Origin of the sequence: Mesorhizobium sp. M0195 (assembly GCF_040322115.1) — a bacterium.
GTDB lineage: Bacteria > Pseudomonadota > Alphaproteobacteria > Rhizobiales > Rhizobiaceae > Mesorhizobium.
On sequence record NZ_JAMYSV010000014.1, the window covers coordinates 115,174 to 128,863 of the forward strand.

The window sequence follows — 13,690 nt, forward strand, 5'->3', positions numbered from 1 at the left end:
GTGGACGACCTAATTTACCTCTCTCGCCGCCCTTGTCAGCAAACGCTGATAGAACAGGCCGATGCCGATGAGCACCGCGCCGAGGCCGATGAAGGACAGCGCCCGTAACACCCCTTCCAGCTCCGACATGTCGAAGACGAAGACTTTGAGCACGGCGATCGAGATCAGCGCCGCCGACGCTATACGCAGCACCTGGGACTTCAGCCAGACACCGGCGGTGAGCAGCACCACGCCGATGACCAGCCACAGTGCCGAATAAGTATAGGTCTCAAGCTGGCCGAGACCGCTCCACAGTCCGATGAACTCACCCTTGAACAGGCGCCTGACCGACAGCGTGGCATAGGCAAAAGCGAGCACCGCCGCCACCACCGCCAGCATCGCCGCATACCATTGCGGCCGCTTGTGACGGGAATAGAGTGCCAGTGCGCCTGCCGCGACCGCCGGCAAGAGGTAGGCGAGGAACAGAAGGTTGAACACCGGAATGCTGCCCGTCGATTCATCCGTCAGCAACGGGTTCAGCGCCAGAAAATGCTGGAGGACGATGAAGGCGACCGAGACCACGCCCGCTGCAATCGAGCCGTAACGCAGCACCGGACTTGGCGAGCGCATGTCGATAGCGACCAGGATGGCGCCGGCACCGATGGCGATCAGCGTGTAGATCGCCTGTTCGGCCAGCGTCGCAGCAGCCGTATCGATGACGCCGCCATGCATGGCATGGCGCACCAGCATGGCGACGGTGAGCAGGCAAAACAGCGCGGCGCCGGCCTCCATGGCAAGGCGCGGTCGGTCATTGGTAGTTCGGGCAAGCTGCCAGGCGGCAAAGCCGAAAGCGAGCGCCGGCACGCCATATCCAAGCAGCAGCCAATTGAACACCGGCGTCTTCGACAGGAACTCGGCACCGACGATGGTCGGGTCGAAGGCAGCGCGACCAAGCACTGCAATCACCGCACCAACGGAAATCCAGCCAAGCACCGGATAGCTACGCCAGCGCGTCGCCAGCGCCGGCACGGCGGCGGCTGCTCCGAGCAGGATGGTTGTCCAGCCGGAACCAAAGGCCATGTGCAGCATCAGCAGGCCGGCAATCGCCGCGCCGCCGAGCGCGAACGAGACGGCAGCGCCGCCGGTCAGCGGCGGCGCTTCGCCGCGTGCTATCCATTCGCCGCCGGCGGCGAAGACCCCGACCAATACGGCTGCGACCGGCGCATAAGCAAGGTCACGGTCCAGATTGCCGAAGGTAGACCAGAGCGCCAGCAGGATGACCAGTGGCGCGACAGCGCTCCAGGCCGCCCACGTGGCGGCGCGCAGCCAGCCATGGGCCGCAAAACGGCGCGCTGCCCAAAAGCCGAGGCCGATGAAGACCAGGCCGAGAACGATGCCGACCCTGAGCATCAAGGCATCGGACGCCACAACCGGCATGCCGTCGACGCCAAGAGCGCCGCCCGAAAAATCGGAAGCGATCGTGGTCGGCGGAATGATGCCGAGATAGACCAGTACAGTCGCCAGCCCGGCGGCGTGCAGCAGTGCCAACGCCCGCGGCCGATAGAGCGCCACCGCCACCAGGGCTGCGACAAGGGCGGCACCCGGCAATGCACCGCGGATGGCGGCGAAGGCCGGATCGACGAACAGGGCCAGCGCCGAAAGCCCGACGAAGAAGCCCGGCGCGATCGACGGCCAATCGAAGCCGCTGCCGGCGACCGCTTCGTCGCGGCGGCCAAGCCAGACGAAGGCGAGCACGGCCAGTGTCACCCCGTCGATAAAAAGGATGACGGAAAGGTTCGTCCCCGGCGCTTCGGTCATGTAGAAGATGGTCCAGATGCCGGTGGCGACGAAGGCAGCGGCCATCAAAGGCCTCCAGTCGCGGATACGGGCGATGACGCCGGTGGCGACGAGCACGATCGCCAGATAGCCGAACAGCGCCCACGGATTGGGCGCCTGCGAGGCGACCAGCAGCGGCGTCACCATGGCACCGAGCAGGCCGACGCCGGCCAGCGCCTGACCGTGGACCAGGCTTGCCGCGATCGTCGCCACCCCGATGGCGCCGAGCAGCGTGAAAGCGAGCGTCGGGCCGATGAAGCCGTAAATGCTGTACGCGGCGTAGACGGTACCGAACAGGATGAAAGCGCCGGCGGCCGTCAGGATTGCCGGGATATAGGCACCGGCGGCACCTTGCACCGGCACCCTGAAGCCGGTGCGCCGGATGAACTCGCCGCCGGCGACCAGCACCAGCCCGAGTGCCGCCGCCATGGCGAGCCGCACGCGCGGCCCGAAAATGCCGGCCTCGATGGTGTAGCGGATCAGGAACAGGCCGCCCAGCGCCAGCGCGATGCCGCCGACCCAGACCGCCCAGCGAGTACCGAGAGCCGTTTCGACGTCGGACTGGCGAGCTGGCTTCGCCGCGGCCGCCGGTAGCGCCGACTCCGGCGCGGATGGCGCCGCGGTATCGGCCTCGGCCTCTGTGGCTGATGCGACCGCTGCGGTCCCTGGCGATGCCAGGTCGGCTGCGGCCGCAAGCGGTATTGCGGCATCCGCCGGTTTGCTGTCGTTTGCTGCCGGTTCTTTGGCTTGCAGCGGCAGCGCAGGCATGCCCGAAAGCACAAGGCTGCGCAAGGCGCCAAGCTCGCGCTCGATCAGGCCGATACGGCTCTGCTGGCGTGAAATGATGACGAACAGCGCGATGATGGCGACGAGGCCAATCAGGCTTTCAAACATGGCGGTTCCCCCAAACCAGGCCAGTTGTCACTGACATTCAATGTTCAGTGACATTCAAATGCGGCGGCCAAACGGCCGGTCCATTCAACGTGCCACCAGATTGGCCGCCGGACAGATCGAGCATGTTTCAGTGCCGAAAGCCAGCAGCTTGCCGTTGACATCCTTCAGCGCCGCTTCCGAAACCGCCAGCGTGCCGCCCTTTGTGCCAAGGCCGAGCGGCGAAACGTTGCCGGGATAAGGTTTCAACGTCGCTCATCTGGTGGTCTCCCCGGCGGTTTCTGCGGCGCTCGCCTTGCCGGATTCATGGCCGGGTGAGTGATGCCTGCGCAAGGCGGCGAGAAACCCGGCGCGGGCGCCGGGAGGCTCGATGCCGCGCGGTTCGTAGACATGGCGGGTCAAAAAGAAGCCGGTCAGCCGGAAGGCGTCCTCGATCGCCGCCGGATCGGCGCGCAGCCCAGAGCCGCGCTGCAGGAAGGCCGGCAGCGCCAGCATCTTGTCGCGCCACGGCGCGCCCGCCGCGCGCGACACGGCGCGGCCGGATTTCGGCGAGACATAGGCAAGATCCTGCCTGGTGCCGGTCGCCGCACACTGGCTGAGATCGAGGCCGAAACCGAGTTCGTCGAGGACCAGCAGCTCGAAGCGGGCCACCAGCTCGCCTGCGGCATCGGCATCGGCGAGATGAGCGATCATCACTGCAAGCGTCTCGTAAAGGCCGCCATGGGCGTCACGCTCGGGCAGAAGACGCAAATGCGCGGCCATCGTCTGCAGGCCGTAGACGGCAACGGCGCTGTCCATCAGCCGGGCGGCGTTCATCTCGATCGCCTCGACCTGGAAGGTACCGAGATGCTCGTCGAGCCGCGCCCGCCACAACAGGTCGACGCGATTGCCGGGCTGCAAGACCGGCTGCTGTTTGCGCGAACGGCCGCCGCGCACGAGGCCGAGATGGCGGCCATGCACGCGCGTCATCACCTCGAGAATGGCGCTGGTTTCGCCATGCTTGCGGGTGCCCAGAATGATTCCTTCGTCGCGCCATTCCATGACGAGAGCTTGTCACCGGTTGGATGGCGAAATCAAGATTAGGTCGTCAGATGCCCGAATCGTCCTGCCAGAAAACAGAACGGCCCGCAGCATTTGCACCGCGGGCCGCCTGTCAAATCTTCAGCTGATCAGAACGAGCGCTGGAAGCGGAGAATGCCGCCGACGCTGCTCTTCTTGTTGGCCTTGGTCCAGTTGTTGAAGTCTGCGTCTTCGAACTTTCCAGCATTGAGGTAATCGACTTCAGCCGTGACCGTAAAGCCGGGCACAACGGTATGAGCAACGTTAGCGGCGATGCCGAGGTTCTTCCAGTCGTCGTAAGAGACCTGGGCGTTGAACGAAGTCTTTTCGTTGAACTTGTAGGTGCCGCCGCCCCAGACTGCCCAATTGCCGCCCCACTGCTTGTAGAAGCCACGACCGCTCGCATCAATGGCGTTGCCTGCATTGTCGTTGAGGTTGTCGTCCGTGCCGTAACCACCCATGATGAACAGCGACAGTTCGTCGGTGGCCTTTACGTCCAAACGAACTTTGCCGGCCACTTCCTCGTAATTGCTGTCATAAGCGACGACGCCGGTGATCGCACCCCAGTCGCCCTTGTACTTCAAGCCGCCGACGACATGCGGAATATAGCTGTCGATGGTGCCGACGCTGCCGGCGCCTTCTTCGAGCGAGACCAACCCCGAGAAGCCGTTGCCCGCGTCGAAGTAATACTGAACGACGTTGCTCTCCTGGCCGCCATACGGAATCAGCGTATCCTGGATGACGGCGCCGGCATAACCGATGAACGTATCGAAAGCCGTATCGTCCTTGCCGACACGCAGGCCGCCGAGCTGAATCCAGGCGTAACGCAGCGAAAGAGACTTGTTGCGGCCCTGCCAGTCGTTGGCATTGGAGGCTTTTTGATTAAGGTAGTCGCCGCTGCTGTTGCCGAAGTTGAAGCGGGTCTCGGTGTAGGTCTTAAGCGTACCGAGCTCAGTCTCCTGACCGGTCCAGGTCTTCAGCGTAAAGCGGGCGTTCTTGTAGTAGGTCGAATGAGTGTCGTCGCCTTGATGGTCAGGGACATGGTTGACGCCATCGAGCGAGCCGGCATCGCCGACGCCGATATCATAGCGGACATAGCCGCCGATGCGCAGGCAGGTCTCGGTGCCCGGGATATAGAAGTAGCCGGCGCCGTAGACGTCGCAAATCTTGACGTATTCTGCCGGTTCCGGCTCGGCGACCACAACAGCGTCGGCGGCGCGCGCGCCGGAGACCGCGACGAATGCCGCGGCTGAGCCGAGAAGAAGGCTCTTGATATTCATTTTCTGACCTCTCCAGTCAAAGTTAAAATGGCTTGGATTCATGGGTTGAACGGCTGAACGCCTCACCCACGTCGAAAAAGGCGCGCACCGCACCCCCTCTTCAGGCGGCGAACATACTCATCCGAATTCCAGTCTCAATGACGATTCCAAAAATAATCGATATTTGCATAACAGAATAAATCAATGTTGCACAAATATCACTTCATATTTTCTTCACGTTTTCCCTCGGCACAAACGAGACATTGTCACAATTGTACGAAAAATATACTTATGCCGTTAGCCGGCAAACCGATCGGAATCCGACATACATTCCTTTTACGTGTTCTTTTTCGGAGTAGACTTCTAACGTTTGGCAGCGAGATCAAGCCAACTTCGCCATCGCTGCGTTCTGTGCGGCAAGAACGACTTCCGCCACCAGATCATGCTTGAGCATTTCAATGGGAGTACGTCCGGCGAGGCCAGGCGCGGGGCCGATCAGCCACGCCCAGGCACGCCGCAGATCGGGCATCGCGGACGACACCTCCTTGATACCCGGCGCGGGCCTGCCGTCGACGAACTGCGCCAAAGGAAATACATGTTTGCGGCCACCGGTGCGCAACGCAACGACCGTGCCGCTCCGCTGCCAGCGATGCAGGGTCGAACGCGATATGCCGAGATTTTGCTGCAGGAACGTCGACCCGGCGACCCGACCGGCCCAGTCCTCGACCCGCATCGCGTCGAGGTCGCCGCTTCCAGCCGGCTGGACGTCCGTCCTTTGGCCTCTATGCGCGCTCGACAGACGCGTTCGGGCACTGCGCTCCGCAGCTTCGGCCGCCAATATCCGCACGAAACGCGACGCCATGCCGGGTAATCTTTCCTGCATGGTGTCGATCGCACTGATGTCGGCCGGCGCAAGCAAAGCGACGGCGGCGGCAACGGCGCCGGCGACCCTGCCCGCTGCAACGACCGCATCGCTGTTCGTCACCTTGCCTTGCCGCGCCAGCACGCGCTCGATCTCAACAGCGACGGCGTTTGCAAACTCGATCTGACGGATGGGGTCGATGCTATTCCAAGTCCCGGTCATGTCCTGATCTGGCTGTTTGCCTGCCGGTTCCGGTTTGCTCGGAAGCGGGGGTCTTCGCACAGCCTATAGGCAGGGTGTATGACGGAGAGACGACGAACGGGAACGCTGGACGACCGCAGTGTCGGCAGGCGTTCCAACCGGTCTGACCGGCCGGTTCTGCATGAAATATCGGAAATTTCTCAGAACCCGCTCAGGATTTCGCGTAGCGCCGGTGCCAATAAGAAACGGGTCGACCGAGGTGGTCGGCGCATAGCCTCCCGGAATGATTCGGCCGGCTGTTCAAGAGGCAAATCGACCGATTGGGCAGCCCGGCGACCTCCCATTGTCATCTGCCCGTGAGAGGCCCGACATGACTTCTTTCCTGCGCCTGGTGCGGCAGCATCAGTTGGCTGCCTTCTTTTCGTTGGCGCTTGCCCTGACCTGGTTTGCCTTCATCCCATTCTACCTGTCGAATGGCGATAGCATTCCCTGGTTTACCTTCGGCCCGATGGTGTCCGGATTCGTCATCGCCGCCCTTTCCGGAGGCTGGGCTTCGGTCAAGGCCATTCTCGCTTCCATGGTGAAGTGGCGGGTATCTCCGCTATGGTATCTGGTGGCATTCAGCCTGCCATTGGGCACGCAGCTTGCCTCGATCCTGGTCAATCCGCTGTTCGGCTCGGCGACGCCGGCCTGGGGCAACATTCCAGCCGTCACTGAGATACTGCCGATCATCGCGCTCTATGCGGTCTTCAGCGGCCCGCTTGGCGAAGAGCCGGGATGGCGCGGCTTTGCGACACCGCGTCTGTTGACCAAGCATTCGGCGCTGGCCGGAAGCCTGATCCTCGGCGCGATCTGGGCGATCTGGCATTTTCCGCTCGGCCTGGTCGGCGATCTCAGCCTCTACGGCACGATCAACGTCGTGCTGGCGGCAGTGGTGTTCACCTGGCTCTACCAGAACACCGGCAGTGTGCTTCTCGCCATTCTGATGCATGTCACCCATCAGAACAGCGTGCGCTTCCTGGGCAAGGCGTTCATCGACGCCGACCATGTGCAGCAGCAATGGATCGGTGTTGCGATCTGGGCGGTGGCTGCGATCGCGATCGTTGCCGTCTACGGCACCGAGAGCTTCGTCCGCAGGCCGGCAACGCAGCCCGCCCTTGCTGGCGCCGTCTAATTTGCGGCGTCCAAATCCAAAGCGCCGCTTTCGGCGGCGACAGACCTTGACCCAGCCCTCCAGCCGTAGGCCAATACAGGCACGGCTTCAGGGAGCGGGCCGTTTCGATGGCGGGTTCGGCCACTGACCAGGTTTTTCAGTTTGGCGGTTTCACGCTCGATCTGGGCAAAGGTACGCTCAGACGGGCCGAACAGCCGGCCTTCCTGCGGCCGAAAGCCTACGCATTGCTGACGCATCTCGCCCGCCACATCGGCCGCGTGGTGCCGAAGTCGGAATTGATGGATGCGGTCTGGCCGGGTGTTTTCGTCACCGAGGATTCGCTGACGCAGTCGATTCGCGAGATCCGCAAGGTGCTCGGCGAGGAAACGATACGGACCGTATCGAAGCGCGGCTACATGCTGATCCCTGAAATCGAGCCGGTGCCCGAACCCGGCGCCCAGCCGATCGTGGCGGTGCTCAGATTCCGCAATGACGGCGCCGATCCGGCCGACGAACCGATCGTCGATGGTATTGCCGAAGACATTATCAATGGCCTCGCCCGCTTCGGCACGTTGACGGTGCTGGCGCGCAACTCGAGCTTCTCGTTTGCGTCCTATTCGCCTGGCGAATGGCCTGTCGTGCGTTCGTGCATCGGCGCCGACTATGTCGTCGAGGGCTCGGTGCGGCGGCAGGCAGACAGCATCGTCTGTGCGGTCAATCTCGTTGACGCAGCCAGCGCTTCCCAGCTCTGGGGCGATCGCTACCAGGCCGATTACGCCGGGCTGTCCGCCATCCAGCAGGAGATCGTCGAAAAGATCGTCGGCCGGCTGGTGGTTCGGGTGAACAATGCCGGCCTGCAACGTGCCTCGCGGCAGCCGGTAGCCAGCCTCGCCGCCCATGAACTGGTGCTGCGCGGCGTCGCCTTGCTGCGCGATCCGGCGCAAAGCGAACTGAAACAAGCAGCAGCGTTTTTCGAGGCTGCTATCGTCAGGGACCCGGCCTATGGCCTCGCCTACACCTATCTGGCGCTGTCGCATGTGCTTAACAGCGAATTCGGACCGAGCAGCGACGCCGTGCTGACGAAGGCCCGCGACCTGGCCGACCGGGGCATCGCATTGTCGCCGGACCAGGCAACGGCACACCGCATCCAGTCGCTGGTGCGGCTCAATATGCGCGACCACGAGGCGGCCGAGCATCATTTGCGCATCGCGCTCGAGCTCAATCCGGGCGACGCAGACTGTATCGAGCAGATGGGGCATCTGTTGACGATGCGTGGCCGGCCGCTCGACGCGCTCGCCTGGCTGGCGCGCGCCATCCGCATCAACCCGCTGCATCCTCATTGGTATCAGTACGATCGCGCGCTCGCGCTATACATGCTGGGCGAATACCGCACGGCTGCCGAGGCGCTGGAGCTGGCGACGCGACCGACGCCGTGGATCCGCACCCGGCTTGCCGCCTGTTACGCTCAGTTCGGCGACATGCAAGCGGCAAGGCGCCAGGCTGCGCTGATCAACGCCGACGGCTCCGATTTCTCACCGCTCGACTATACAAGAACGGGCATCCCGTTCGAAAACGCGTCCGACGCCGAGCATCTTGCCAACGGCGTGTCGTTGGCACTTGGGGACCGCTCAGAATCTTGAGACGACCAAGAGACAGCTCGACCGATCGGCCAAATCTTTGGATAGCTCAGTGCGGAAATTCGAGCCCCATCTCGCGGTAGCGCTCGGGATCGTCGCCCCAGTTCTCGCGCACCTTGACGAACAGGAAGAGATGCACCTTCTGCTCGAGGATGCCTGCGATTTCCATGCGCGCGGCCTGGCCGATGGCGCGGATCGTCTCGCCCTTATGGCCGAGCACGATCTTCTTCTGGCTGTCGCGCTCGACATAGATTGTCTGGTCGATGCGCACCGACCCGTCCTTCTTCTCTTCCCATTTCTCTGTCTCGATGTGGGAGGAATAAGGCAGTTCCTGATGCAGCCTGAGATAGAGCTTTTCGCGGGTGATCTCGGCTGCGAGCTGGCGCATCGGAAGGTCGGAGATCTGGTCTTCAGGGTAGTACCAGGGTCCGGCCGGCAGGGTCTCGGCGAGATAGTCGAGCAGGTCCTTGCAGCCGGACCCCGTCAGCGCCGAAACCATGAAGGTGCGCTTGAACGGCACCCTTTCGTTGGCTGCCGCCGACAATGCAAGCAACGTCTCGTGCTTGACCCGATCGACCTTGTTGAGGATCAACACCATCGGCTGCCGGACATCCTTCAGCCGCTCGAGGATGGCATCTGCATCGCCCCGGATGCCGCGCTCGGCATCGATCAAGAGCAGCACGATATCGGCGTCCTTGGCACCGCCCCAGGCTGTGGTCACCATCGCGGTGTCCAGCCGGCGCTTCGGCTTGAATATGCCCGGCGTGTCGACGAAAACGATTTGCGCGTTGTTGTGGGTGGCAATGCCGCGCACGATGGCGCGCGTGGTCTGCACCTTGTGTGTCACGATCGACACCTTGGCGCCGACCAATTGGTTGACCAGCGTCGATTTCCCCGCATTGGGCGCGCCAATCAGCGCGACGAAGCCGGAGCGGGTAGCGGGCGCTTCTGTTGCGGGAGCTTCGGTGGCGGTCATGCGGCACTCCCTTGATCGAGCCAGACGCCTTCCCGCTGCAGAAGTGCCGCGGCCGCAGCCTGCTCCGCTTCGCGCTTGGAGCGCCCGCTACCGGTCGCCGGCGGATAGGCGCCGACCTTCACACTGACGGTGAACAGCGGATCGTGGTCCGGTCCCTCGCGGCTGTCGATTATGTAAACCGGCACTGCGCTTGCCGCCTGATGCGCCCATTCCTGGAGTTCGGTTTTCGCATCGCGACGGGCGGCGTCAATGGCTTGCGAGCGCGGCTGCCAGTATCTGTGGATAAAGGCACGGGCCGCTTCCAACCCGCCGTCGAGATAGAGCACGGCGATCAGCGATTCCAGTGCATCGGCGCGCAGATTGACGCGCTTGCGCCCATCGAGGCCGCGTACGTCCGAACCGGCGCGAATGAGTTCCGGCAGGCCGATCTCATCGGCGATTTCCGCCAGGGCCTCGGCGTTGACCAGGGCGTTCAGTCTGAGCGACAGCTCACCCTCGGCAGCGTCGGGAAATGCCGCCAGCAGCATATCGGCAACGACAAGGCCGAGAACGCGGTCGCCCAGGAATTCGAAACGTTCGTAGTCGACGCCGGCATGACTGCCGCGAGCGCTGGCATGGGTCAGCGCCCGCTGCAGGCGCTGGTGGTCGCCAAAACTGTGGCCGGTGCGCTCCTTGAGCGCCTCGGCGAGCGCATCGGCGGTCAGCCGTTTCGTCGCCGCCATGGTCCTAATTGACGAAATGAAACAGGCGCGAGGCGCGCATCTGCGACGGCCATTTCCAGATTTCGAGCGGGCTGGCGCTGCCGCCGATCGAGAAGAAAATGAGGTTGGCGCGGCCGACCAAATTCTCGTCCGGCACGAAGCCGACGGTGAAGCGGCTGTCCGACGAGTTGTCGCGATTGTCGCCCATCATGAAATAGTGACCGGGCGGCACCTTGAACTCTTTGGTATTGTCGCCGATCGAAGCCTGCGTCAGGTCGAGCGTGTCGTAGCTGACGCCGTTCGGCAGCGTCTCGCGATAGACATCGACCGGCCCGTTCTCCTCGGTGATGTCGCGGTTGTCGATCTGCCCGACTTTGACGCGCGGCACGCCCACGTCGTTGATGAAGAGCTGGCCATCCTTGACCTGGATCTTGTCGCCCGGCAGGCCGACGACGCGCTTGATATAATCGACAGAAGGATCCGGCGGAAACTTGAACACCACCACGTCGCCGCGCTTCGGCTCGGAGCCCCAGATGCGGCCCGAAAAGATGTTCGGCCCGAACGGCAGCGAATAGCGGGAGAAGCCGTAGGACCACTTGGTGACGAAGAGATAGTCGCCTTCGAGCAAAGTCGGCCGCATCGACCCGGACGGGATCGAGAACGGCTGGAACAGGAGCGTGCGGATGACCAACGCAAGCAGCAGGGCCTGGACGATGACGCTGACGGTTTCGCCAAGTCCACCGGATTTCTTCTGGGTTTTTTCAGCCACGCTCATGTCGTCCTCGATTGTGCGTTGGATGGTATAGAGTCTCGGCGCGCGCTGGGCAACGTCATGCCGGTGGTCAGATGCAATCAATGTGGCGCTTCTTCGACCGGCAACGCTTCAATGATCACAAAGGCTTGAGCGAGCGGAAAATCATCGGTTATGGTGAGGTGGATCACGGCTCGGTGCCTTTCAGGCAGGATTTCGTCCAGCCGCGCTGCCGCCCCGTTGGTGAGCGCCATGGTCGGCTTGCCGCTGGCCAGGTTGACGACCCCCATGTCACGCCAGAACACACCCTGTGCAAGACCGGTGCCCAACGCCTTGGCGCAGGCCTCCTTGGCGGCGAAACGCTTGGCGTAGGAGGCCGCACGCGCCGCGCGGTTTTCGGAGCGCGCCTGTTCGATCTCGGTGTAGATGCGTTGGATGAAGCGCTGACCGTGACGTTCCAACGACTTCTCGATGCGTCTGATGTCGATGAGATCGCTGCCGATACCGATAATCATTCGGCGGGAACTTCCGGCCCGGTTTTTCCAGCCTTTGCCGCTCTTTCGGCCAGACGCTTGCGGCGCTGCTCCTGGAAAGTGACCATGCCCCAGCGGGTGATGCCGTAAAACAGCAGCCCGAAAACCAGGCCGAGCGGTATTGCGCCAACCGTCATCGGCTTCAGCACCGGTCCCCACAATTGCGCAAAGGAAAGATTGTGCAGCATGTCGCCGAGATGGGCAGGCGGTCCGTGTGCCGGCAGGTGTTCATGCAGGATCAGCTTGCCGACCTCCCAGGAGGCGGCCCATAGCAGCGGAAAGGTAAGGGGGTTGCCGAAGACCGTGCCGAGTGCTGCGGCAACCAGATTGCCGGCGATCAGCCAGCACAGGATGGCGGCAATGATGAAGTGGAAGCCAAGCGGGAAAAACGACGCGAATACGCCCGCCGCAACACCGGCGGCCACGGCATGCGGCGTGGCTCTAAGCCGCAGGATGCGCTTGGAAAAATACCGCAGCGAGCGCGAGAACGAGCGGCGCGGCCACAAATAAGTACGCACCCGCTCTAAGAAACCATCAGGCTTGCGCCGTCGAAAAAGCACTCTGTTCCTGTTCCTAGTTCCGTCAATAGCTTCACGCCGGCTTCTCCAGCCGGGCGCGACAGCCCCATGCTGCGCTCTGCGGTCGCCGAAAAGCAACTACGACTTTGATATAGCGATGCGCTGGCCGAAGAACAACGAGGCCGAGGGCATCCGCTCGGTGGCCGGTCGCGCCAGCCTTGGGTATCGCCGTTCTGAACAGGGCATGATCGCGGCGAATTTAAGGAGGGCCACTTAGGGTCGATATTCGCTGACCTCGACGAGATTGCCGTCCGGGTCACGAAAATAGACGGACATCATCGCGCCACGAGCGCCGGCACGCTCGACCGGGCCGACCTCTATCACCACGCCATTGGCGGCGAGGTTGGCACATATCTCGGCGAGCGGACGGGCGGCAATCAAGCAGAAATCTCCGGAGCCCGGGGTCGGCGCCTTGGCCTTCGGCTCGAAGGTGTGCCCGACCTCATGCACATTGATCTTTTGCGTTCCAAACAGCAGCGCCGTCGGCCGGTCCGGCTCGTCGAGGCGCTTGAAGCCAAGCACGCGCTGATAGAAGGCGCAGGTGTCTTCAACGGAGCGAACCGTCAGCACGAAATGGTCGATACCAGCAATCACGGCAGCGCCTCTTGACTTGTTTTATGCATTTCTTTGTCCCAAAACCGCTGCACATGCTCGGTTCAAGCCCGAGGATAAGCTTTGGGCGACATGCATTAGATATTGCGGCTGCCCGGCTTGATCGCCGGTAGGGCGGCAAGCTCGGGCGGCAGCCTGTCGGCCGGATAGGCCGGAACCTCGTATTCGGCGAGCGCGATCAGCGGCACGCCGACATCGGTCTTGCCGGCCGAGCGGTCAATGATGCACGCAGCGGCAACGACATCGGCGCCAAGTGCGCGCAGACAGTCGATGGTCTCGCGGATCGACAGGCCGGTGGTGACGATGTCCTCGACAATGACGACGCGCGATCCCTTGGCGATCTCGAAGCGGCGCAGCCTGAATTCGCCCCCTTCCCGCTCGACCCAGATCGCCGGCACACCAAGATGGCGCGAGGTCTCATAGGCCGGGATCAGCCCGCCGATCGCCGGGCCGACGACGTAGTCGATCCTGCCGGGCACGCCAGTGCGGATCTTTTCGGCGAGCGCCTTGCACAAGCGCTCGGTCTTGTCGGCATGCATGAAAACGCGCGCCTTCTGCAGGAAGACCGGGCTGCGCAGGCCGGACGTCAGGATGAAATGCCCTTCAAGAACGGCGCCGGCCTCGCGGAAAATGCCCAGCACTTCGTCGGTGTTCATCTTTCA

Annotated in this window: 14 protein-coding genes; 2 read left to right on the forward strand and 12 right to left on the reverse strand. The window is 63.0% G+C overall.

Going from position 1 to position 13,690, the window contains the following annotated elements:
• Positions 1–9 precede the first annotated feature (9 nt).
• From NKJ12_RS23745 to NKJ12_RS23765, 5 genes are all read right to left on the reverse strand, one after another.
• Positions 10–2,709 carry a DUF2339 domain-containing protein gene (locus NKJ12_RS23745; protein WP_352705405.1) on the reverse strand — a complete coding sequence of 900 codons (2,700 nt, stop codon included), beginning with the start codon at positions 2,707–2,709 and terminating at the stop codon, positions 10–12.
• An 84-nt stretch (positions 2,710–2,793) separates the two neighbouring features.
• Complete coding sequence (locus NKJ12_RS23750; RefSeq protein ID WP_352705406.1) at positions 2,794–2,955, reverse strand: hypothetical protein; 162 nt, start codon at positions 2,953–2,955, stop codon at positions 2,794–2,796.
• A gap of 6 nt (positions 2,956–2,961) precedes the next feature.
• On the reverse strand, positions 2,962–3,747 hold the full coding sequence (gene recO, locus NKJ12_RS23755) for a DNA repair protein RecO (RefSeq protein WP_352705407.1): 786 nt from the start codon (positions 3,745–3,747) through the stop codon (positions 2,962–2,964).
• A gap of 128 nt (positions 3,748–3,875) precedes the next feature.
• Positions 3,876–5,045, reverse strand: coding sequence for a porin (locus tag NKJ12_RS23760; RefSeq protein WP_352705409.1), 1,170 nt, complete (start codon positions 5,043–5,045; stop codon positions 3,876–3,878).
• A 361-nt stretch (positions 5,046–5,406) separates the two neighbouring features.
• Entirely contained in the window at positions 5,407–6,108 is a 702-nt protein-coding gene (locus NKJ12_RS23765; RefSeq protein ID WP_352705411.1) for an antitoxin Xre/MbcA/ParS-like domain-containing protein, read from the reverse strand.
• 349 nt (positions 6,109–6,457) lie between these two features.
• Between NKJ12_RS23765 and NKJ12_RS23770 the strand changes: the two genes are divergently transcribed.
• Together NKJ12_RS23770 and NKJ12_RS23775 are read left to right on the forward strand one after the other, a co-directional pair.
• The gene (locus tag NKJ12_RS23770; protein WP_352705413.1) at positions 6,458–7,261 is read left to right on the forward strand and encodes a CPBP family intramembrane glutamic endopeptidase; all 804 of its coding nucleotides are present in this window, start codon (positions 6,458–6,460) and stop codon (positions 7,259–7,261) included.
• Positions 7,262–7,368: 107 nt separating this feature from the next.
• On the forward strand, positions 7,369–8,880 hold the full coding sequence (locus tag NKJ12_RS23775; protein WP_352705415.1) for a winged helix-turn-helix domain-containing tetratricopeptide repeat protein: 1,512 nt from the start codon (positions 7,369–7,371) through the stop codon (positions 8,878–8,880).
• 46 nt (positions 8,881–8,926) lie between these two features.
• On the opposite strand, the gene era is transcribed toward NKJ12_RS23775, so the two are convergent.
• The 7 genes from era to pyrE form a co-directional block, all read right to left on the reverse strand.
• Positions 8,927–9,853, reverse strand: coding sequence for a GTPase Era (era, locus tag NKJ12_RS23780; protein ID WP_023677765.1), 927 nt, complete (start codon positions 9,851–9,853; stop codon positions 8,927–8,929).
• Positions 9,850–10,575: a ribonuclease III gene (gene rnc / locus NKJ12_RS23785; RefSeq protein WP_254820195.1), complete on the reverse strand. Its 726-nt coding sequence runs from the start codon at positions 10,573–10,575 to the stop codon at positions 9,850–9,852. Before rnc ends, era begins: the two co-directional genes overlap by 4 nt.
• Positions 10,576–10,579: 4 nt before the next feature.
• Positions 10,580–11,329, reverse strand: a complete 750-nt coding sequence (gene lepB / locus NKJ12_RS23790; RefSeq protein WP_352508500.1) for a signal peptidase I — start codon at positions 11,327–11,329, stop codon at positions 10,580–10,582.
• A gap of 77 nt (positions 11,330–11,406) precedes the next feature.
• On the reverse strand, positions 11,407–11,820 hold the full coding sequence (acpS, locus tag NKJ12_RS23795; RefSeq protein WP_254820193.1) for a holo-ACP synthase: 414 nt from the start codon (positions 11,818–11,820) through the stop codon (positions 11,407–11,409).
• On the reverse strand, positions 11,817–12,398 hold the full coding sequence (locus tag NKJ12_RS23800; RefSeq protein WP_254820192.1) for a DUF2062 domain-containing protein: 582 nt from the start codon (positions 12,396–12,398) through the stop codon (positions 11,817–11,819). The genes acpS and NKJ12_RS23800 overlap by 4 nt, the downstream gene beginning before the upstream one ends.
• 231 nt (positions 12,399–12,629) lie before the next feature.
• Positions 12,630–13,010, reverse strand: a complete 381-nt coding sequence (locus tag NKJ12_RS23805) for a VOC family protein (protein WP_352480324.1) — start codon at positions 13,008–13,010, stop codon at positions 12,630–12,632.
• A 95-nt stretch (positions 13,011–13,105) separates the two neighbouring features.
• Positions 13,106–13,684, reverse strand: coding sequence for an orotate phosphoribosyltransferase (gene pyrE, locus NKJ12_RS23810; RefSeq protein ID WP_352508499.1), 579 nt, complete (start codon positions 13,682–13,684; stop codon positions 13,106–13,108).
• Positions 13,685–13,690 lie beyond the last annotated feature (6 nt).